This is a genomic window from Staphylococcus sp. MB377 (assembly GCF_001922505.1).
GTDB classification, from domain to species: Bacteria; Bacillota; Bacilli; order Staphylococcales; family Staphylococcaceae; genus Staphylococcus; species Staphylococcus haemolyticus.
The window spans coordinates 363,126-385,072 of record NZ_MAON01000011.1 but is presented as its reverse complement, the minus strand read 5'-3'; the positions used below and the strand labels follow the sequence as shown (position 1 = coordinate 385,072).

Annotated in this window: 18 protein-coding genes, 1 riboswitch and 1 other annotated feature; of the genes, 10 read left to right on the top strand and 8 right to left on the bottom strand. The window is 34.5% G+C overall.

Going from position 1 to position 21,947, the window contains the following annotated elements; translation table 11 throughout:
* Positions 1 to 3 precede the first annotated feature (3 nt).
* The 7 genes from BB045_RS03865 to rpmH all read right to left on the bottom strand — a co-directional run bounded on the left by BB045_RS03865 (position 4) and on the right by rpmH (position 6,325).
* Positions 4 to 366: a DUF3147 family protein gene (locus tag BB045_RS03865; protein WP_053024873.1), complete on the bottom strand. Its 363-nt coding sequence runs from the start codon at positions 364 to 366 to the stop codon at positions 4 to 6.
* 220 nt (positions 367 to 586) lie between these two features.
* Positions 587 to 1,426 (bottom strand): nucleoid occlusion protein, encoded by an 840-nt coding sequence (noc, locus tag BB045_RS03860; protein ID WP_037552648.1) that lies wholly within the window; start codon positions 1,424 to 1,426, stop codon positions 587 to 589.
* Between the two features lie 45 nt (positions 1,427 to 1,471).
* Positions 1,472 to 2,194 (bottom strand): 16S rRNA (guanine(527)-N(7))-methyltransferase RsmG, encoded by a 723-nt coding sequence (gene rsmG, locus BB045_RS03855; protein WP_075140485.1) that lies wholly within the window; start codon positions 2,192 to 2,194, stop codon positions 1,472 to 1,474.
* Positions 2,194 to 4,071 (bottom strand): tRNA uridine-5-carboxymethylaminomethyl(34) synthesis enzyme MnmG, encoded by a 1,878-nt coding sequence (mnmG, locus tag BB045_RS03850; RefSeq protein WP_075140484.1) that lies wholly within the window; start codon positions 4,069 to 4,071, stop codon positions 2,194 to 2,196. Before mnmG ends, rsmG begins: the two co-directional genes overlap by 1 nt.
* A gap of 119 nt (positions 4,072 to 4,190) precedes the next feature.
* On the bottom strand, positions 4,191 to 5,570 hold the full coding sequence (gene mnmE, locus BB045_RS03845; protein WP_075140483.1) for a tRNA uridine-5-carboxymethylaminomethyl(34) synthesis GTPase MnmE: 1,380 nt from the start codon (positions 5,568 to 5,570) through the stop codon (positions 4,191 to 4,193).
* Between the two features lie 154 nt (positions 5,571 to 5,724).
* Complete coding sequence (gene rnpA, locus BB045_RS03840) at positions 5,725 to 6,075, bottom strand: ribonuclease P protein component (protein WP_178377501.1); 351 nt, start codon at positions 6,073 to 6,075, stop codon at positions 5,725 to 5,727.
* Positions 6,076 to 6,187: 112 nt separating this feature from the next.
* Positions 6,188 to 6,325, bottom strand: a complete 138-nt coding sequence (gene rpmH, locus BB045_RS03835; protein ID WP_000240855.1) for a 50S ribosomal protein L34 — start codon at positions 6,323 to 6,325, stop codon at positions 6,188 to 6,190.
* 677 nt (positions 6,326 to 7,002) lie between these two features.
* Here rpmH and dnaA point away from each other — a divergent pair.
* The 6 genes from dnaA to gyrA all read left to right on the top strand — a co-directional run bounded on the left by dnaA (position 7,003) and on the right by gyrA (position 16,264).
* A complete protein-coding gene (gene dnaA / locus BB045_RS03830) occupies positions 7,003 to 8,358 on the top strand; it encodes a chromosomal replication initiator protein DnaA (protein WP_075140481.1) in 1,356 nt (451 codons plus the stop codon).
* Positions 8,359 to 8,658: 300 nt separating this feature from the next.
* The gene (gene dnaN / locus BB045_RS03825) at positions 8,659 to 9,792 is read left to right on the top strand and encodes a DNA polymerase III subunit beta (RefSeq protein WP_011274360.1); all 1,134 of its coding nucleotides are present in this window, start codon (positions 8,659 to 8,661) and stop codon (positions 9,790 to 9,792) included.
* Between the two features lie 376 nt (positions 9,793 to 10,168).
* Complete coding sequence (yaaA, locus tag BB045_RS03820; protein WP_172458781.1) at positions 10,169 to 10,411, top strand: S4 domain-containing protein YaaA; 243 nt, start codon at positions 10,169 to 10,171, stop codon at positions 10,409 to 10,411.
* A complete protein-coding gene (gene recF / locus BB045_RS03815; RefSeq protein WP_070442117.1) occupies positions 10,408 to 11,523 on the top strand; it encodes a DNA replication/repair protein RecF in 1,116 nt (371 codons plus the stop codon). Before yaaA ends, recF begins: the two co-directional genes overlap by 4 nt.
* 9 nt (positions 11,524 to 11,532) lie before the next feature.
* Positions 11,533 to 13,467 carry a DNA topoisomerase (ATP-hydrolyzing) subunit B gene (gyrB, locus tag BB045_RS03810; RefSeq protein WP_070632382.1) on the top strand — a complete coding sequence of 645 codons (1,935 nt, stop codon included), beginning with the start codon at positions 11,533 to 11,535 and terminating at the stop codon, positions 13,465 to 13,467.
* Between the two features lie 97 nt (positions 13,468 to 13,564).
* Complete coding sequence (gene gyrA / locus BB045_RS03805; protein WP_070632379.1) at positions 13,565 to 16,264, top strand: DNA gyrase subunit A; 2,700 nt, start codon at positions 13,565 to 13,567, stop codon at positions 16,262 to 16,264.
* A gap of 101 nt (positions 16,265 to 16,365) precedes the next feature.
* Here gyrA and BB045_RS03800 read toward each other — a convergent pair whose 3' ends face one another.
* A complete protein-coding gene (locus BB045_RS03800; RefSeq protein ID WP_037552514.1) occupies positions 16,366 to 17,178 on the bottom strand; it encodes an NAD(P)H-hydrate dehydratase in 813 nt (270 codons plus the stop codon).
* Between the two features lie 372 nt (positions 17,179 to 17,550).
* Positions 17,551 to 17,749, top strand: a binding site (T-box leader).
* Between the two features lie 84 nt (positions 17,750 to 17,833).
* Here BB045_RS03800 and serS point away from each other — a divergent pair.
* The 4 genes from serS to metX all read left to right on the top strand — a co-directional run bounded on the left by serS (position 17,834) and on the right by metX (position 21,854).
* Positions 17,834 to 19,120: a serine--tRNA ligase gene (serS, locus tag BB045_RS03795; protein ID WP_049394867.1), complete on the top strand. Its 1,287-nt coding sequence runs from the start codon at positions 17,834 to 17,836 to the stop codon at positions 19,118 to 19,120.
* 447 nt (positions 19,121 to 19,567) lie between these two features.
* Positions 19,568 to 20,263 carry an AzlC family ABC transporter permease gene (locus BB045_RS03790; RefSeq protein ID WP_070442129.1) on the top strand — a complete coding sequence of 232 codons (696 nt, stop codon included), beginning with the start codon at positions 19,568 to 19,570 and terminating at the stop codon, positions 20,261 to 20,263.
* On the top strand, positions 20,260 to 20,589 hold the full coding sequence (locus BB045_RS03785) for an AzlD domain-containing protein (RefSeq protein WP_070581788.1): 330 nt from the start codon (positions 20,260 to 20,262) through the stop codon (positions 20,587 to 20,589). Before BB045_RS03790 ends, BB045_RS03785 begins: the two co-directional genes overlap by 4 nt.
* 124 nt (positions 20,590 to 20,713) lie before the next feature.
* Positions 20,714 to 20,815, top strand: a riboswitch (SAM riboswitch).
* A 70-nt stretch (positions 20,816 to 20,885) separates the two neighbouring features.
* Positions 20,886 to 21,854, top strand: a complete 969-nt coding sequence (metX, locus tag BB045_RS03780; RefSeq protein WP_049394865.1) for a homoserine O-acetyltransferase MetX — start codon at positions 20,886 to 20,888, stop codon at positions 21,852 to 21,854.
* Positions 21,855 to 21,947: the final 93 nt, after the last annotated feature.

Sequence of the window (21,947 nt, the reverse complement as noted above, 5' to 3'; positions counted from 1 at the left end):
TGATTAATTCATATGTCTAACAACAAATATACTTAGAGAAATTACAAGCCAACATATTAATGCAAATCCTGTTCCTCTTTTATAATCTCTTTTACTAATATAAAGAGACGTTAAAAAGACTGTTATGATGCACGATATAATTCCAATAATGGCACCAGAACTAAGATGAATTGACATTTGAACTAATTGATTGCCACGATGATCTATCGCAAGGGCTATAATTGCAGCTAAGTAGACTGCCGGCATAGTAGCGATAATGCCACCCATTTTACCACCGACCTTCTCAGCCATTATAGATGCAATCGCCACTGCAAGACCTCCAATAACAAAATGAAGAATAGCACTAGAAATGGATATTCCGAACACAATAAACCCTTCTTCTTTAATTATTAAACGATACGTTTCGTTTAATAATATTGTAAATCTATTTATTAGCTATGTAAACAGCACTTTATAATAAAAATGAATGCTATATGAACATAAAAAACACTAAAATGATTCAACTTTTAATCATCTTAGTGCTATTATTAAGTGGTATAACTTTAAAACCTATTTTTCAAGGAATAGCATTATACACACTTTTCATCTATTTTTTATAAATTTTTATTTTAATTTCGTAATAATCATCATGTTCTTTATCACGTTGTTCTACACGTATACCAGATTGTTCAATGGCTTGAATGCTTTTTCCAACTTCGTCACGGGCTTGTGTTAAATCTTTAGAGAATTGGAAAGATTGAGCCTTTACTTTTTCTGGTCCAATTTTCTGTTTAACACGTGCTTCTGTTTGTTTAACATTTAATTTTTGGCTAATCACTTGTTCAATTAGCTTTTCTTGATCGTCCTCTTTAAGAGATAAGACAGCACGAGCATGACGCTCAGTAATCTTGCCTTCTCTTAAACGACTAATCACTTTAGGTGCTAATTTCAATAATCGCAATTTATTTGCGATAAAACTTTGACTTTTACCTAAACTTTTAGCTAATTCACTTTGCGTTGTGCCACCAATCTCAAGAAGCTTTTTATAAGCTTCCGCTTCTTCAACAGCAGATAAATTTTCACGTTGAATATTCTCAATTAATGCAACAACTGCTGTTTCTTCATCATTCATATGACGTATAATGACATCTGCTTGAGATTTATGCAGTGACTGTAGTGCTCTAAAACGTCGTTCACCCGCAATAATTTCATACATATTCTCTTCAATCGGTCTTACAACGATGGGTTGTAATAAACCATGCTCGTCAATAGATTCAGCAAGTTCAGTAATCTTACTTGAGTCAAACACCTGTCTTGGTTGATAACGGTTAGGTACAATACGCTCAATTTGAATGGATTCGACGCTAGAATTGCGATCTTCTTCAATGTATCCAACGATGTCATCTTTATTTTTCAATCCAAATAATTTTGAAAAAGGCTTTTTCATTATCCATTCACTCCTCTTAAAATTAATTTTAACATGTAGGTGCTATTAATTTTCTAGTAAAGGAGATTTATTAGGCGTACCAGGTTTTCTAGGATATTTTTTAGATGTTTGACGACGTTTATCTATAATAATCATTTGTCGTTCACCAGCATCTTCTGGTAAATCAAATGTATAAGAATCACTAAAGACGCCACCTAATATACTAATCCCAAATTGTGCTTCTTCTAATTCTTCTTCTCCTTTAGAAGACTTCAATGCGATGAACTGGCCACCCTTTTTAACTAAAGGAAGGCACAATTCACTTAACACTGTAAGTCTGGCTACTGCACGTGCTGTAACTACGTCATACGTTTCTCTGTTTACGCCTTTACCGAATGTTTCAGCGCGATCATGTACAAAGCTAATTTGTGTTAAGCCAAGTTCAGCAGCTAGATGATTTAAAAATTGAATACGTTTATTTAAAGAATCTACAATGGTTACTTTCAATTCAGGGTAAACAATCTTCAATGGAATACTTGGGAAACCTGCACCTGCACCAACATCACAGATGGTTAAAGGCTGATTGAAATCATAATAAAAGCTCGGTGTAATTGAATCATAGAAATGTTTCAAATAAACTTCATGTTCATCTGTAATACTTGTGAGATTCATTTTCTCATTCCATTCTACAAGTAAACGATAATATGTTTGAAATTGTTCTTTTTGTTTATCTGACAATTCAATTCCATGTTCACTTAATTCTTTAGCTAGCCATTCTACGCCATTCATTAATTTTTCACCCTTTGCAATTTACCTTGCTCTAAATAAACAAGTAAGATTGAGATGTCTGCTGGGTTAACACCAGAGATTCGTGATGCTTGTGCAATATTCAATGGTTTAACTTCAGCTAATTTTTCACGAGCTTCAGTCGCTAAACTATCCACTTTACTATAATCTAAGTCTTCCGGAATTTTTTTCTCTTCCATGCGTTTAACTTTTTCAACTTGTTGCAATGATTTATTGATATAGCCTTCGTATTTCGTTTGAATTTCAACTTGCTCTTCAACCGCTTCAGGTAATTGATGACTTTCTTCTAGAATTTCTAAGATTGTATTATATGTCATTTCAGGACGTCGTAATAGATCAATTGCTAGAATGCCATCTTTTAGACGTGAACCACCATTTGCCTCAATGACAGATTGTGTGTGTTCATTTGGTTTAATACGAATATCAGTTAAACGTTGGATTTCATCTTGAATTTGTTGACGCTTTTCATTAAAACGCGCGTAACGTTTTTCTGAAATCATACCTAATTCATAACCTACATCAGTCAAACGCAAGTCAGCATTATCATGACGTAGTAATAATCTATATTCTGCACGAGATGTTAATAAGCGGTAAGGCTCATTCGTACCTTTTGTAACTAAGTCATCAATTAAAACACCAATATATGCATCTGAACGACTTAAGATTTTTTCTCCGGTACCAAGCACTTTACCTGCAGCATTGATTCCAGCCATAATACCTTGACCAGCCGCTTCCTCATATCCTGAAGTACCATTGATTTGTCCAGCCGTATATAAATTTTTAATCATTTTAGTTTCCAATGTTGGCCATAATTGCGTTGGCACAATCGCATCATATTCAATGGCATAACCCGCACGCATCATGTCTGCCTTTTCAAGACCAGGAATCGTTTCTAACATTTGACGTTGTACGTGTTCTGGTAAGCTTGTTGAAAGTCCTTGAACGTAAACTTCATTTGTATTACGACCTTCAGGCTCTAGGAAAAGTTGATGTCTAGGTTTATCATTAAAACGCACAAATTTATCTTCAATTGATGGACAATAACGAGGACCTGTTCCTTTAATCATACCTGAATACATAGCTGATAAATGTAGATTATCATCGATGACTTTATGTGTACGATCATTGGTATATGTTAACCAACAAGGTAATTGGTCTAGGATATATTCTGTAGTTTCAAAACTAAATGCACGACCTACATCATCACCAGGTTGAATTTCCGTCTTAGAATAGTCAATTGTTTTCGCGTTTACACGTGGAGGTGTACCCGTTTTAAAGCGCACAACTTCAAAACCTAATTCTCTTAAATTATCAGCTAGAGTGATAGATGGAAGTTGATGATTTGGACCACTTGAATATTTCATGTTACCTAAGATTATTTCACCACGTAAGAATGTACCTGTCGTAATAACAACCGCTTGAGCGCGATATTCAGTACCGATATTTGTGCGGACACCTTTTACTTCATTGTCTTCAATAATTAATTCATCCACCATACCTTGCATGATGTCTAAATTATCTTCATCTTCAATGACACGTTTCATTTCTTGTTGATATAACACTTTGTCTGCTTGAGCACGTAACGCACGTACTGCTGGTCCTTTACCAGTATTTAACATACGCATTTGGATATGTGTTTTATCAATCGCTTTAGCCATTTGTCCACCTAATGCGTCAATTTCTCGAACGACAATACCTTTCGCTGGACCACCTACTGATGGGTTACATGGCATGAATGCAATATTATCTAGATTAATTGTTAGCATTAGTGTTTTTGCGCCACGTCTTGCAGATGCCAAACCTGCTTCAATACCTGCATGTCCAGCACCAATGACGATTACATCATATTCTCGAACCACCTAATTGACCTCCTTTAAATTTCCTTTGTCCTTAATTTTATAAATAAGACTTCCTACCGTCTCAGTTTCTTTAATATTTATCATTTCTTAAACGTTACATAGCTATAAGGTATAAACTATTATTTTCCTAAGCAGAATTGACTAAATAGTTGATCAATCAATTCATCACTAGCAGATTCACCAATAATTTCACCTAATAATTCCCAAGTACGCGTTAAGTCAATTTGAACCATATCCATAGGAATACCTGATTCAGCTGCATCAATCGCATCTTGAATGGCATTTCTAGCCTGCTTTAATAAAGAGATATGTCTTGAATTAGATACATACGTCATATCTTGGTTTTGAACATCGCCACCAAAGAATAAATCTCGTATTTGTAATTCTAGTTGATCAATACCTTCTTGTTTAAGCATAGATGTTTGGATAAGTGGAGTATCACCAATCATTTCTTTTACTTCATTTATATCTAAGTTTTGTTCTAAATCAGTTTTGTTAACAATTACAATGGCATCTTCATTTTTAATAACTTCATATAATGTACGATCTTCTTGTGTTAATGGCTCATTGTTATTTAATACAAATAAGATTAGATCTGCTTCACTTAAGGCTTTGCGTGAACGTTCGACACCAATTTTTTCAACGATATCTTCAGTGTCACGAATACCTGCAGTATCTACCAATCTTAATGGTACACCTCTAACATTGACGTATTCTTCTAAAACGTCACGAGTTGTACCTGCAACTTCAGTTACGATGGCTTTATTATCTTGAATAAGGTTATTTAACATTGACGATTTCCCTACATTTGGTTTACCAACGATAACGGTTGAAAGACCCTCTCTCATAATTTTACCTTGTGTTCCAGTCTCTAATAATAGATTAATTTCGTTTTTAATCTTTTTAGATTGCTCTAATAGGAATTCAGTTGTAGCATCTTCAACATCGTCATATTCTGGATAATCAATGTTCACTTCTACTTGCGCGAGAATTTCTAAAATGGATTGACGTTGTCGCTTAATTAAATCACTTAGTCGCCCTTCGATTTGGTTCATGGCAACTTTAGAAGCACGATCTGTTTTAGAACGAATAAAATCCATAACAGCTTCAGCTTGTGATAAATCGATACGCCCGTTCAAGAATGCACGCTTTGTATATTCACCTGGCTCTGCCATTCTTGCACCATGCGTCATTGTAAGTTCTAATATTCGATTAATTGTTAAAATACCACCGTGACAATTAATTTCAATAATGTCCTCGCGTGTAAATGTTTTTGGTGCTCTTAGCACAGATATCATAACTTCCTCAACAACTTCATTTGTTTCAGGATCTACGATATGACCATAATTAATCGTATGTGAATCTACGTCTTGCAACTTTTTCTTTCCTTTATATAGCTTATCTCCAATTTCAACGGCTTGTGGTCCAGATAAACGGACAATACCGATTGCTCCTTCACCCATAGGTGTTGAAATACTAGTTATCGTATCAAAATCCATGATTATCCTCGCCTCCTTATTCAAGTAAAATTTCATTATAACATTGTAATTTGTTTCTATAAAAATTGCTAATAAGTTGATTTATCGCTCATAAGGTAAGACTTCGGTTTGTCTAACGTCAGACTAACAGGCGTCTAAAACTCCCCCTACCCTTCTATCTAATCTTTTTATTAAAGACCTTTGCAATTTTTAATACATGTTCTAAGCTACCCTGGATTTCAAGTGTAGTCATATCCTTAGCTGGTTGCCTAGCAATAACGATAATATCACGTGCAATAATATCTTCTTTATGAATTTTGAAATTCTCTCTTATCGCACGTTTAATTCTATTTCGAATCACTGCATTGCCTATTTTTTTAGATACACTAATACCTAATCGAAAATGATCTTTATTACTATTGTAGGTATAAACAACAAACTGTCTATTTGCTACCGATTTTCCTCTTTTATAAATCATTTGAAAATCAGTATTCTTTTTTATACGGTAAGCCTTCTCCACGTTCACATCACTCGCTTATTTTATTCTTTGCCATCTTAGCTAAAGTTAGTTTTGATATAGCGTATCTCAATTTATACCTATTCAAACGAAAAAAAAGACCACTGAGAAGTCAGTGATCTTATGCTGATAAAACTTTACGGCCTTTACGACGACGACGTGCTAAAACTTTACGGCCATTTTTAGTGCTCATGCGTTTTCTGAAACCATGAACTTTACTATGTTTACGTTTATTTGGTTGATAAGTACGTTTTACCATGCAAAACACCTCCATCTACATATTTATCCAGCTCACTTGCTCTTGTAGTGATCCTGATTATTTTAATAGATAAATTATAATTTCTGATATCAGAATTCTTGTTTTAATTCAATTTTATCTAGTCATAATTCAAACAACTACTACAATATAACAAATTACTATTTATAAAGCAAGTAGCATTTGCATTAAGATGTTATTTTTTAATCACTTGTCAACAACCATTTTTAATATTTATACATTTCGTCAAACGTGCGTCTCACACACTTTATTCATTTTAAATTCATCTTTATAAATTATTTCCCAAAGCTGTTGTAGTACATAAAATTAGTTTTTTAAAATTATCCACTTATACACATACGAGATTCAAGCTTCTGTGGATAATATATTAATTATTAACAGATTTATACCAAATTTAACAACATATTCACACCTATTTGACATCTCTCTAAGTTAAAAAGTATAATTATGTGGATAAGTCGTCTAACTCATTATTTTTAAAGGATTTATTTATTGATTTTATATACGTATTTAGTGTGAATAAATCATAGCATATATAAAGTTATCCACTGAATGTTATTAACTTGTGGATAATTATTAACATGCTGTGATTATTTTTATCCACTTGTCTAAATGTCTGTGTATAAGTCCTAAATTTAAAAGAAGATGGAGTTTATTTTATGTCAGAACAAGAAATTTGGAAAAAAGTATTAGAAGTTGCTGAATCAGAAATATCTAAATCGACATTTAATACTTTTTTGAAAGATACAGAACTCAAAGAAATTCGTGATAATATTGCAATCATCTTTGTAATTCATGAATTTTACGCAGAATGGTTAAATTCAAACTACAAAGAAGTAATCCAAACAATTATGAAAGATGTTATTGGTTATGAAGTTGAACCCAAATTTTTCACTGCTGAACAATTAGCTGAACTTGATGAGACAAGTCGTAAATCTAACACGCCAAGCGAACCTCAACGTCAAATCATTGAAGATAGTCATGAAGGCACAGATCAATTCAATACTCACAATACATTTGATACTTTCGTCATTGGACCTGGTAATAGATTTCCACATGCAGCAAGTCTTGCAGTTGCTGAAGCACCAGCACAAGCATACAACCCTCTATTTATATATGGTGGCGTTGGTCTTGGTAAGACACATCTTATGCATGCGATCGGTCATCATGTTCTTAGCAATCAACCAAATGCTAAAGTACTATATACTTCAAGTGAAAAATTCACAAATGACTTCATCAAATCAATTCGTAACAATGAACCTGAAGCCTTTAGAGAGAAGTATAGAAACATCGACGTGTTACTGATTGATGACATTCAATTTATTCAGAATAAAGAACAAACGCAAGAAGAGTTCTTCCATACATTTAATGAATTACATCAAAATAAGAAGCAAATTGTCATTTCAAGTGACCGTCCACCTAAAGAAATTGCAAAATTAGAAGACCGTTTACGTTCTCGTTTCGAATGGGGATTAATCGTTGATATTACTCCTCCTGACTATGAAACGCGTATGGCGATTCTTCAGAAAAAAATCGAAGAAGAGAATTTAGAAATTCCTGCTGAAGCTTTAAATTATATTGCTAATCAAATTCAATCAAACATCCGTGAATTAGAAGGCGCACTCACACGTTTGCTTGCCTATTCTAAACTTCAAGGCAGACCTATTACGACTGAATTAGCAGCAGAAGCGCTCAAAGATATTATTCAAGTTCCTAAATCTAAAAAAATTACGATCCAAGATATTCAAAAAGTCGTTGGACATTACTACAACGTTCGCATCGAAGATTTCAGCGCAAAAAAACGTACAAAATCAATTGCTTATCCACGTCAAATTGCGATGTATTTATCAAGAGAACTTACTGATTTTTCATTACCTAAGATTGGTGAAGAATTCGGTGGTCGAGATCATACGACAGTAATTCATGCGCACGAAAAAATCGCTAAAGATATTAAAACCGATACGATTTTTAAACAAGAAGTTGAAGATTTGGAAAAAGAAATTCGCAATCAATAAAATAAAAGTTGAAAACTGTTATACAACAGATTATGAATGATAAAGTGGGAAATAAAAAATAGTAACAAGTTATTATGGTATAAGAAGCATTGATTAATGATAAACGTCATAAACATTTTATTCGTAATTGTGGATAATGTTTAAAAGTAATACACAACATCAACAGTTTATCCACATGTGTATAACTTTGGCACACAAGGATTTTCTTAACATATCCACTAATCCACAAACCCTACTACTATTACTATGAATTTAAAACCTATATAATTATATATAAACGACTGGAAGGAGTTTAAATTAATGATGGAATTCACAATTAGAAGAGATTATTTTATTAATCAATTAAATGACACATTAAAAGCCATCTCACCAAGAACAACATTACCAATTTTAACGGGTATCAAAATCGATGCTAAAGATAACGAAGTCATCCTTACTGGTTCAGATTCTGAGATATCTATTGAAATTACAATCCCTAAACAAGTAGATGGTGAGGATATTGTCACTATTTCTGAAACAGGTTCAGTTGTACTTCCTGGTCGTTTCTTCGTAGATATTATTAAAAAACTACCAGGTAAAGATGTTAAATTATCAACAAATGAACAATTTCAAACACTGATTACTTCAGGACATTCTGAATTTAACTTAAGTGGTTTAGATCCTGATCAATATCCATTATTACCTCAAGTATCACGTGATGATGCAATCCAATTATCAGTAAAAGTATTAAAAAATATCATTGCACAAACAAATTTCGCAGTGTCCACCTCAGAAACACGACCAGTACTTACTGGTGTTAACTGGCTTATACAAGATAATGAATTAATATGCACTGCGACCGATTCACACCGCTTGGCTGTAAGAAAGTTGAAATTAGAAGATGACTCTGAAAATAAAAATGTCATCATTCCAGGTAAAGCTTTATCAGAATTAAATAAAATTATGAGTGATAGCGATGAAGAGATTGATATTTTCTTTGCTTCAAATCAAGTTTTATTTAAAGTTGGAAATGTAAACTTTATTTCTCGCTTATTAGAAGGACATTATCCTGATACAACACGTTTATTCCCTGAGAATTACGAAATTAAATTAGGCTTAGACAACGGTGAATTCTATCACGCAATCGATCGTGCTTCTTTATTGGCACGAGAAGGTGGTAACAACGTTATTAAGTTAAGTACAGGTAATGATGTTGTAGAATTATCATCTACATCACCTGAGATTGGTACTGTAAAAGAAGAAGTTACAGCAACGGATGTAGAGGGTGGCAACTTGAAGATTTCTTTCAACTCTCGTTATATGATGGATGCGTTAAAAGCGATTGATAATGATGAAGTTGAAGTTGAATTCTTTGGTACGATGAAACCATTCATCCTTAAACCAAAAGAAGATGATTCTGTCACACAATTAATTTTACCAATTAGAACGTATTAGTTTTAAAAGCTATTAATTTGGAGTTACGACGAATTCAAAAGGAATTCCGTCCTAACTCCTTTTTTATTTAATTTAAGCTCAATCAGCCTTTAATATAGACACAAAAGTTATTCACTAGTGGGATAACTCTAAATAATATATCATCAAGCTAAAATGGCCCTTAAAATTAAAAAATCAGGCTATTCTCTATACAACCTCATTTGTAATCTTCAATTTTCTTTAAAAAAGCCGCTTCAAATTGAAAATTATAACTAATTTTCCTACTAAAATTAAATATGTAAAAAGATATTGTGAAGTAAACGGTTTCACATCCCATTTTAAATGAAATTTAAACCTAAAAAAGGTATAATATATTAATGACACATAAAGAAACGGAGTGATTATTTTGGTTCAAGAAGTAGTAGTTGAAGGCGATATTACGTTAGGCCAATTTCTTAAAACGGAAGGCATTATTGAATCAGGTGGACAAGCTAAATGGTTCTTACAAGATGTTGAAGTTCTAATTAATGGCGAGCGCGAAACACGTCGTGGTAAAAAACTAGCTAACCAAGATCGAATTGATTTCCCAGATATCCCTGAAATTGATTCTGTAATCATTATTCATCAAGGTGAACAATGAAACTTAAAACACTCCAATTAGAAAATTATCGTAACTATGAAGAAGTTACGCTCGAATGTCATCCTGATGTGAATATTCTGATCGGAGAAAATGCACAAGGGAAGACGAATTTGCTTGAATCAATTTACACATTAGCTTTAGCCAAAAGTCATCGTACATCGAATGATAAGGAGCTTATACGGTTTAACTCAGAGTATGCTAAAATAGACGGTGTACTAAATTATAGACATGGAACGATGCCACTAACGATGTTTATAACTAAAAAAGGTAAACAAGTAAAAGTGAACCACTTAGAACAAAGTCGACTAACTCAGTATGTTGGACATCTTAACGTGGTTCTTTTTGCGCCAGAAGATTTAAATATTGTTAAAGGATCCCCTCAGATACGAAGACGCTTTATTGATATGGAATTAGGTCAGATATCTGCAGTATATTTAAATGATTTGGCTCAATACCAGCGTATTCTCAAACAGAAGAATAATTACTTAAAGCAACTGCAATTGGGCCAGAAGCAAGACACTACAATGTTAGAAGTCTTAAACCAACAATTTGCACAATATGCTTTAAATGTAACGTTGAGACGAGAGCATTTCATCAAAGAATTAGAATCATTGGCTAAACCGATTCATGCAGGTATCACGAATGAGAGAGAAACGTTGTCATTAACTTATTTACCAAGTATTAAACTCAGTGATATGAGCAAAGGTGAACAGACGTTATTGGACGAAGTGATTACGCTATTGAATGACAATATTAAGCGAGAAATGGATAGAGGCGTCTGTTTATTTGGACCACATAGAGATGATTTAGGCTTTAATGTAAATGATATGGATGCACAAACATATGGATCTCAAGGGCAACAACGTACGACTGCATTATCCATTAAATTAGCAGAAATAGAGTTAATGAATATTGAAGTTGGAGAATATCCAATCTTATTATTGGATGATGTGTTAAGCGAATTAGATGATTCTCGACAAACACATCTATTAAGCACGATTCAACATAAAGTACAAACCTTTGTAACAACAACATCTGTAGACGGCATAGATCATGAAATTATGAATAATGCTAAGCTTTATCGAATCAATCAAGGTGAAATTATAAAGTAATAGAAAGTGATGGTGAATACATTGTCAGATGTAAACAACATAGATAACTATGGTGCTGGACAGATACAGGTATTAGAAGGGTTAGAAGCCGTTCGTAAAAGACCTGGTATGTATATAGGGTCAACTTCAGAAAGAGGTTTGCACCACTTAGTATGGGAAATCGTGGATAACAGTATCGACGAGGCACTTGCTGGTTATGCAAATCAAATCGAAGTTATTATTGAAAAAGACAATTGGATTAAAGTAGCTGACAATGGTCGAGGCATTCCTGTTGATATTCAAGAAAAAATGGGTCGTCCAGCAGTTGAAGTTATCTTAACTGTACTGCATGCTGGTGGTAAATTCGGCGGTGGCGGTTATAAAGTATCTGGTGGTCTACATGGTGTAGGTTCTTCAGTTGTTAACGCATTGTCTGAAGATTTAGAGGTATACGTTCATCGTAACGATACTATCTATCATCAAGCATATAAAAAAGGTGTACCTCAATTTGATCTTAAAGAAGTAGGTAGCACTGGTAAAACAGGTACAGTCATTCGCTTTAAAGCAGATAGTGAGATATTCACTGAAACAACTGTTTATAACTATGAAACGCTACAAAAGCGTATTAGAGAGCTTGCATTCTTGAACAAAGGTATTTCAATCACTTTAAGAGATGAGCGTGAAGATGTAGAGCAACGCGAAGATACATATCACTATGAAGGCGGTATTAAATCTTACGTTGAACTATTAAACGAAAATAAAGAGCCTATTCATGAAGAACCTATTTATATTCATCAAACTAAAGATGATGTAGAAATAGAAATTGCTATGCAATATAACAGCGGTTATGCAACAAACTTATTATCTTATGCGAATAATATTCATACTTATGAAGGTGGTACGCATGAAGATGGTTTCAAACGTGCCTTAACGCGTATATTAAATAGCTATGGAACACAAAGTAAGATTATTAAAGACGATAAAGAAAGATTGTCTGGTGAAGATACACGTGAAGGTTTAACAGCCGTCGTATCAATTAAACACGGTGATCCTCAATTCGAAGGACAAACTAAAACGAAATTAGGTAACTCTGAAGTACGTCAAATTGTTGATAGATTGTTTGCCGAGCATTTTGAACGTTTCTTATATGAACATCCAAATGTTGCACGCATCGTTGTGGAAAAAGGAATTATGGCATCACGTGCACGTGTCGCAGCAAAGAAAGCACGTGAAGTGACACGTCGTAAATCAGCTTTAGAAATTTCAAGCTTACCAGGTAAACTTGCAGACTGTTCAAGTAAGAAACCTGAAGAAAGTGAAATCTTCCTAGTAGAGGGTGACTCTGCCGGGGGGTCTACAAAAGAAGGTCGTGACTCTAAAACACAAGCTATCTTGCCATTAAGAGGTAAAATCTTAAACGTTGAAAAAGCACGTTTAGACCGTATTCTTAACAATAATGAAATACGTCAAATGATTACAGCCTTTGGTACTGGTATTGGTGGCGAGTTCGATATCTCTAAAGCACGTTATCATAAAATTGTAATCATGACAGATGCTGATGTGGATGGCGCGCATATAAGAACTTTATTACTAACGTTCTTCTATCGTTTCATGAGACCACTAATCGAAGCGGGATATGTGTATATTGCACAACCGCCATTGTATAAATTAGCACAAGGCAAACAAAAATATTATGTATTTAATGATCGTGAACTTGATAAATTGAAATCAGAATTAAGCCCTACACCTAAATGGCAAATATCACGTTATAAAGGTTTAGGAGAAATGAATGCGGATCAATTATGGGAAACGACTATGAATCCTGAAAACCGTATGATGTTACAAGTTAAATTAGAAGATGCGATTGAAGCGGACCAAACATTTGAAATGTTAATGGGTGATGTAGTTGAAAATCGTAGACAATTTATCGAAGACAATGCAGTATATGCGAACCTAGATTTCTAAGTTAACGTCTAGTATTGAAAATCTTGAAGACTGTACAGCATAATGGCTTGCAGTCTTGCTATTTTAAGTGAATTGATTATAGAAGGAGGATATCTTGATGGCTGACTTACCTCAATCAAGAATAAATGAACGAAATATAACCAGCGAGATGCGCGAATCATTCTTAGACTATGCAATGAGCGTTATCGTTTCACGTGCGTTACCTGATGTACGTGATGGTTTAAAACCTGTACACCGTCGTATCTTATATGGCTTAAATGAACAAGGTATGACTCCTGATAAACCATATAAAAAATCAGCACGTATCGTTGGGGATGTAATGGGTAAATATCACCCTCACGGAGACTCATCAATCTATGATGCCATGGTCAGAATGGCACAAACATTCAGTTATCGTTATCCACTTGTCGATGGTCAAGGTAACTTTGGTTCAATGGACGGCGATGGTGCCGCTGCCATGCGTTATACTGAAGCGAAGATGACTAAGATTACGTTAGAATTACTGCGTGATATTAACAAAGATACAATCGATTTTCTAGATAACTATGATGGTACTGAAAGAGAGCCGGAAGTCTTACCTTCTCGTTTCCCTAACTTATTAGTTAATGGTGCATCAGGTATCGCTGTAGGTATGGCAACAAATATTCCTCCTCACAATTTAACTGAAGTCATCAATGGTGTTTTACATTTAAGTAAGAATCCAGATGTAACGATTGCAGAACTTATGGAAGATATTCAAGGCCCTGATTTTCCAACAGCTGGTTTAATTCTAGGGAAAAGTGGCATCCGACGTGCTTATGAAACAGGTCGAGGATCAATTCAAATGCGTGCACGTGCGGAAATTGAAGAGCGAGGTGGCGGTCGCCAACGTATCGTAGTGACTCAAATCCCGTATCAAGTTAATAAAGCGCGTATGATTGAGAAGATTGCAGAACTTGTTCGTGAAAAGAAAATTGAAGGTATTACTGATTTACGTGATGAAACAAGTTTACGTACTGGCGTTAGAGTAGTAATCGATGTTCGTAAAGATGCAAATGCCAATGTTATTTTAAACAATTTATATAAACAGACGCCATTACAAACTTCATTTGGTGTTAATATGATTGCACTTGTTAATGGACGTCCAAAATTAATCAATTTAAAACAAGCTTTAGTTGAATATTTAGAACATCAAAAGACAGTTGTACGTCGTCGTACTGAATACAACTTGAAAAAAGCGAAAGACCGAGCACATATCTTAGAAGGTTTACGTATAGCGTTAGATCATATCGATGAGATTATTACGACAATTCGTGAATCAGAAACAGATAAAGTCGCTATGGAAACATTGCAAGAGCGTTTTAAATTATCTGAACGTCAAGCGCAAGCTATTTTAGATATGCGTTTGAGACGTTTAACTGGTTTAGAACGAGATAAAATTGAAAATGAATACAACGAATTACTCGGTTATATTTCTGAACTTGAAGAAATCTTAGCCGATGACGAAGTTTTACTTCAATTAGTTCGTGATGAGTTAACTGATATTAAAGAACGTTTTGGTGACGAACGTCGTACAGAAATTCAATTAGGTGGCTTAGATGATTTAGAAGATGAAGATTTAATTCCTGAAGAACAAATCGTCATCACATTGAGCCATAATAACTATATTAAACGTTTACCAGTTTCAACGTATCGTTCACAACACCGTGGCGGACGCGGTGTTCAAGGTATGAATACATTGGAAGAAGATTTCGTAAGCCAACTTGTAACGTTAAGTACACATGACCACGTTCTATTCTTCACGAATAAAGGCCGTGTTTATAAACTTAAAGGATACGAAGTTCCAGAATTATCTCGCCAATCTAAAGGTATTCCAGTCATTAATGCGATTGAATTAGATAATGATGAAACAATCAGTACGATGATTGCTGTTAGAAACCTTGAAGATGAAGATAGTTACTTAGTATTTGCAACTAAAAATGGTATTGTGAAACGTTCTGCTTTAAGCAATTTCTCACATATCAATAAGAACGGTAAGATTGCGATTGGATTCAAAGAAGACGATGAATTAATTGCAGTACGTCTTACAGATGGTAACCAAGATATCTTAATTGGAACATCCCATGCTTCATTAATTAGATTTGCAGAAACAAGTTTACGTCCATTAGGTCGTACTGCTGCAGGTGTAAGAGGTATCTCATTACGTGAAGATGATGTCGTTGTAGGTCTAGATGTTGCCCATGCCGATAGCGAAGATGAAGTGCTAGTCGTCACTGAAAATGGTTATGGTAAACGTACGCCAGTGAGTGAATATCGCTTATCAAATCGTGGTGGTAAAGGTATCAAGACTGCGAAGATTACTGAACGTAATGGTAATATCGTTTGTATCACAACTGTTAATGGCGAAGAAGACTTAATGATTGTTACAAATAGTGGTGTTATCATTCGTTTAGAAGTAGAAGATATTTCTCAAAATGGTCGCGCAACTCAAGGTGTTCGCTTAATGAAATTAGGCGATGATCAATTTGTATCAACAGTTGCTAAAGTTATTGATAAAACAGAAGATGAAGATGCGACTGAGGCTGCTCAAACTGAAAATGGCGAATCAAATGCAGAAAGTACAGAAAGTTCTAGTGAAGAAGTAATTGATGATGATACACCAGGTAACGCACTTCATACTGAAGCGGACGAAGAGACTACAGTTTCATCTGATGAAGATGCAACAGATGAACGTATTGAAGTTAGACAAGACTTCATGGATCGTGTAAATGAAGACATTGAAAATGCACCTAACAATGATGAAGATGACGAAAACTAAAGAATGGAAGGTTAATCAATAATAGAAAGTTACAACAATATTGATTCCTTCAACAAATAAGACTTCCCTAATACCAGGGAAGTCTTATTTTTATAGCTTATTTAGTTTTCTAATTCTTTCATAACGTATGGAATTTCACTAATTAAACGTGAAGGTGGTACGACATACATAGATTCAGATAATTTTTCTCCAATATAACTATGTGTATAAGTTGCGCTAGTTATCGCATCTCTAAAATCATCAAATTGTCCAACAAAGCTTGTAATCATACCAGCTAACGTATCTCCCATGCCACCAGTCGCCATTGCCGGTGTACCAATGCCAAGTCTATATTCTTTGTCTTTGAAGAATATTTCAGTACCGTGTTTTTTCAGTACAACTGCAGCACCTAACTTATCTACAGCTTCTCTATTACGTTCATAAGTTTGTTCTTCAATAGGGATACCACTCAAACGTTCCCATTCCTTTTGATGTGGCGTGAAGATAACACGGCAAGTTGGGATATCAGGTTTTAATTTACTAAATATCGTTATAGCATCACCATCAACAATTAAGTTTTGATGTGGCTGAATATTTTGTAGTAAAAATGTAATTGCGTTATTACCTTTGAAATCGACACCTAAGCCTGGCCCAATTAAAATACTATCAGTGTTCTCAATCATTTTAGTTAACATTTTAGTGTCGTTAATATCGATAACCATCGCTTCTGGGCAACGAGAATGAAGTGCAGCATGATTTGTAGGATGTGTAGCTACTGTAATTAATCCACTCCCACTATAAACACATGCACGCGCAGCCAACATGATTGCTCCCCCTAAATTGGCACTCCCACCTATAAGTAAAATCTTTCCATAGTCACCTTTATGTGTCTCTTCTTTTCTTTTCGGAATATTAACTGTTGTTAATGTTTCCATGAATTAAACCCTCCCTTGAAGATGTTTCGAACGTATAATACTAAATTGTAAAAATGTGATTATTGTCAATTCTATATATAACTCAAATTTTAAGTGACGATGAGATGCGTAGCGAAAGCATCAACAACTAACTCGCCTGTTGAGTTTTAAATTTGAATGTTTGTTTATGACCTTTTTAAATACAATAGAAAATATTATACCTGTGAATGACTTTCGTCAACACTATTATGAAGATTATTTTGTAATGAATGATGGGAAGTGATTATGTTGGTTAATAGAGGGTGTTTACGACTAGCATGAATATAATATTATTTACAATTTACTTGCTAATTATAAAGGAGTTTGCTATATTAAAAATAACTTAATAAGTTATTGTTCGTGGGACAAGTAACATAATTAATTAATTTCAGAGAGCTTGTGTTGAGTGTGAACAAGTAATTGATTGTTATGCGAATCTACCTACAATTGTGAACAACCGGTAATAACCGTTATTTTAAGGAAAGTGCAATTTGATACATATGTAGTGTTAAATTGTTAAATAGGGTGGCAACGCGTAGACCACGTCCCTTGTAAAGGGGATGTGGTCTTTTTTTATTGAAAATACGCATGTTATCCGAAATTAAATTTTTCAAAAATTGGGAAGGATGAGTATTACATGTTAGACATTAGACTATTCAGAGAACAAGCAGACACAGTTAAGAGCAAAATTGAGCTACGTGGAGATGATCCTAAAGTAGTTGACGAAGTATTAGAATTAGATAATGAACGTCGTCAATTAATCGGTAAAACTGAAGAAATGAAAGCACGTCGTAACAAAGTAAGTGAAGAAATCGCTGAAAAGAAACGTAACAAAGAAAATGCAGACGACGTTATCAAAGAAATGCGTGAACTTGGTGACGAAATCAAAGAAAACGACGCTAAACTTAACGAAGTGGATAATAAAGTTAGAGATATCTTAATTCGTATCCCTAACCTAATTGCTGAAGATGTACCACAAGGGGATTCTGATGAAGAAAACGTTGAAGTTAAAAAATGGGGTACACCTCGTGAATTTGACTTTGAACCAAAAGCACACTGGGACTTAGTAGAAGAATTAAAAATGGCAGATTTTGAACGTGCTGCAAAAATTTCAGGTGCGCGTTTCGTATACTTAACTAAAGATGGTGCATTATTAGAACGTGCATTAATGAACTACATGCTTACTAAACATACAACGCAACACGGTTATACTGAAATGATGACACCTCAATTAGTTAATGCAGATACAATGTTTGGTACTGGTCAATTACCTAAATTTGAAGAAGATTTATTCAAAGTTGAAAAAGAAGGTTTATACACAATTCCAACTGCAGAAGTTCCATTAACAAACTTCTATAGAGATGAAATCATCCAACCAGGCGTATTACCAGAAAAATTCACTGCTCAAACAGCTTGTTTCCGTAGTGAAGCAGGATCAGCTGGTAGAGATACAAGAGGTTTAATCCGTTTACACCAATTCGACAAAGTTGAAATGGTTCGTATCGAAAAACCTGAAGATTCTTGGGACGCTTTAGAAGATATGACACAAAATGCTGAAGCAATTCTTGAAGAATTAGGTTTACCATATCGTCGTGTTATCTTATGTACTGGCGACATCGGTTTCAGTGCTAGTAAAACATACGACTTAGAAGTATGGTTACCAAGTTATGACAACTATAAAGAAATTAGTTCTTGCTCAAACTGTACTGATTTCCAAGCGCGTCGTGCTAACATCCGCTTTAAACGTGATGCCGCTTCTAAACCAGAATTAGCACATACTTTAAATGGTAGTGGACTTGCTGTAGGTCGTACATTTGCAGCTATCGTTGAAAACTATCAAAATGCAGATGGTTCAATAACAATTCCAGAAGCGTTAGTACCATTCATGGGTGGTAAAACTGAAATCCGTCCAGTAAACGACTAATTCATTAGTTAGTAAGAAGTACAGATTAAAATAAATATGTTAAGGCTACATCGCAAATTCGTAGTAGCTTACTAAACTGAGAAAATGCTCTTACCGAGCTTTTCTCAGTTTTTTTCGTCCTTACATATGAGATTCTAATATATTAAATTTAGTCCATCTCCTCTTAGTATATTTCTAATAATTAATTGCATAAAATTCCACTTTTTCTTAATAAAGGGATGAAGTAAAAAGGCTAATTTAGACTACTTTTTAAGAGATAAATAAACCGTTGTCTACAAAAACAGACACATTTAAAATCCTTTCAAATCAACATTTCTAAGTAGTCGTTCAGTCTAATGTCACACAACCCTGCGTCTAATGTTGTTGCCACTCTAGCATCCGTATATTAGACTGAAAATATTAGTATATTACTTTATAAAATTAATAAGAATAAAGGAGGTTACAAAGATGCCATCACATGTGACATTTAAACAGGGCGTTAAAGAATGTATACCTACTTTATTAGGCTACGTTGGAATTGGACTATCATTTGGAATAGTGGCGGCTTCACAACACTTTAGTATCATCGAAATACTATTATTATGTTTGCTTGTGTATGCTGGTGCAGCACAATTTATTATATGTGCGCTTGTGGCTACTGGAACACCGATTTCTGCCATTGTCCTTACAACATTGATTGTCAATTCACGTTTCTTCCTACTTTCAATGACGTTAGCACCTAATTATAAAGATTATGGTATCTGGAATCGACTAGGCTTATCTTCAATTTTGACAGATGAAACCTTTGGCGTTGCAATCACGCCTCATTTAAAAGGGGAGAAGATAAACGATCGTTGGTTACATGGATTGAATCTAACTGCATATTCATTTTGGGCACTAGCAAGTATTGTTGGTGCGTTACTCGGTAAATACATATCTAATCCAGGTATGTTAGGTCTCGATTTTGCGATTACCGCGATGTTTATCTTTTTAACAATGGCACAATTTGAATCAATCACTTCATCTAAACTTAAAATTTACATAGTACTTATCGTATTTGTCATCGTGATGATGCTCAGTTTAAGCTGGTTCATGCCGTCATACGTCGCAATTTTAATTGCATCTATGTTAGCAGCAACATTAGGGGTGGTGATGGATAAATGACAACATCTTGGCACATGTTTATATTAATCGTGTTGTGTGGACTTGTAACTTTAATTATTCGAGTAGTCCCATTCTTAATGATTTCACGTATTCAACTTTCAGAAACGGTAATTAAATGGTTATCGTTTATACCAATTACATTATTTACAGCACTTATCTTAGATGGCATTATCGAGCAACAAGAGGGCGTAGCAGGATATACACTCAATATCCCATTTGTTTTAGTAACAATTCCGACTGTTTTTGTTGCACTTTTTACACGAAGTCTTACGACAACAATATTAGTGGGTATTGTTCTTATAGCAGATTTACGTTTCTTCTTTTAGAAAAGGCAGAACCCAACAACTAACGATTGAAATTGGTTATACAATTAGATAAAATAAAAGTCTAGAACGTAAATGGTACATTGATACTATTTTATAAATACGCAGTAAATGAATAGAGTTAAAAAACTTATTAAGAGAAGTGGAGGGACACGGCCCTGAGAAACTTCAGCAACCGGCGATGCATACGCACGGTGCTACTACCAACGAGATACTCGAATGATAAGTAATGGAGACAAATCGCCTCATACTTTAATAATAGAGTATAGGCGATTTTTTATTTAAAAGGAGGTAACCATATGACCAATTACACAGTAGAAACATTAAATTTAGGACCCTTTACAACTGAATCAGGTGAAATGATTGATAATTTACAATTACGTTATGAACATGTAGGCTATGCTGGTCAACCGCTTGTTGTAGTGTGTCACGCACTTACTGGTAATCATCTAACATATGGCACAGATGACGAGCCTGGTTGGTGGCGTGAAATTATAGACGGTGGTTATATGCCGATTTATGATTATCAATTTCTAACGTTTAATGTTATTGGTAGTCCCTTTGGTTCAAGTTCTCCTTTAACTAATCCAAATTTTCCAAAGCATTTAACTTTGAGAGATATTGTAAAAGCTATTGAATTGGGCATACGCGCACTTGGCTTCAACAAGATTAATATTTTAATTGGTGGTAGTCTAGGTGGCATGCAAGTCATGGAGCTTCTATATAATCAACAATTCGAAGTGGATAAGGCGGTTATTCTAGCAGCAACTGATAAGACGTCGTCATATAGTCGTGCTTTCAATGAAATTGCACGAGAAGCGATTCATCTTGGTGGCAAAGAAGGTCTTAGTATTGCACGACAATTAGGCTTTCTAACGTATCGTTCATCTAAAAGTTATGACCAACGCTTTTCACCAGATGAAGTGGTGAGTTATCAACGACATCAAGGTAATAAATTTAAAGAAACTTATGATTTGTCCTGTTATTTAACAATGCTAAATGTTTTAGATAGCCATAATGTTGATCGCGGACGTACGAATGTAGATGATGTTTATCAATCTCTAGATACTAAGGTCTTAACAATGGGATTTACGGATGATTTATTATATCCAGATGATCAAGTGAGGGCAGTAGGGGAACGATTTAAATATCATCGTCATTTCTTTGTTCCGGATAATGTAGGTCATGATGGCTTTTTATTAAATTTTAATGATTGGGCACCTAACTTGTATCATTTTCTTAAAGTAACGAAATTTAAGCGGAAATAGACGAAGCGGGTAGGTCGCTATGGAAGTAAAAACACATTGTTATAGTCTTATGCTATACCTCAATCTTCACAATTTGTTTTAATTTTGCTTAGA

Bases quoted from the DNA above. Each gene is read 5' to 3' on its own strand.
- gyrB (WP_070632382.1), top strand. From the start codon at position 11,533: ATGGTGAATACATTGTCAGATGTAAACAACATAGATAACTATGGTGCT.
- BB045_RS03790 (WP_070442129.1), top strand. From the start codon at position 19,568: ATGCCATCACATGTGACATTTAAACAGGGCGTTAAAGAATGTATACCT.
- dnaA (WP_075140481.1), top strand. From the start codon at position 7,003: ATGTCAGAACAAGAAATTTGGAAAAAAGTATTAGAAGTTGCTGAATCA.
- gyrA (WP_070632379.1), top strand. From the start codon at position 13,565: ATGGCTGACTTACCTCAATCAAGAATAAATGAACGAAATATAACCAGC.
- noc (WP_037552648.1), bottom strand. From the start codon at position 1,426: ATGAAAAAGCCTTTTTCAAAATTATTTGGATTGAAAAATAAAGATGAC.
- rpmH (WP_000240855.1), bottom strand. From the start codon at position 6,325: ATGGTAAAACGTACTTATCAACCAAATAAACGTAAACATAGTAAAGTT.
- recF (WP_070442117.1), top strand. From the start codon at position 10,408: ATGAAACTTAAAACACTCCAATTAGAAAATTATCGTAACTATGAAGAA.
- rsmG (WP_075140485.1), bottom strand. From the start codon at position 2,194: ATGAATGGCGTAGAATGGCTAGCTAAAGAATTAAGTGAACATGGAATT.
- serS (WP_049394867.1), top strand. From the start codon at position 17,834: ATGTTAGACATTAGACTATTCAGAGAACAAGCAGACACAGTTAAGAGC.
- metX (WP_049394865.1), top strand. From the start codon at position 20,886: ATGACCAATTACACAGTAGAAACATTAAATTTAGGACCCTTTACAACT.
- BB045_RS03785 (WP_070581788.1), top strand. From the start codon at position 20,260: ATGACAACATCTTGGCACATGTTTATATTAATCGTGTTGTGTGGACTT.
- mnmE (WP_075140483.1), bottom strand. From the start codon at position 5,570: ATGGATTTTGATACGATAACTAGTATTTCAACACCTATGGGTGAAGGA.
- BB045_RS03800 (WP_037552514.1), bottom strand. From the start codon at position 17,178: ATGGAAACATTAACAACAGTTAATATTCCGAAAAGAAAAGAAGAGACA.
- dnaN (WP_011274360.1), top strand. From the start codon at position 8,659: ATGATGGAATTCACAATTAGAAGAGATTATTTTATTAATCAATTAAAT.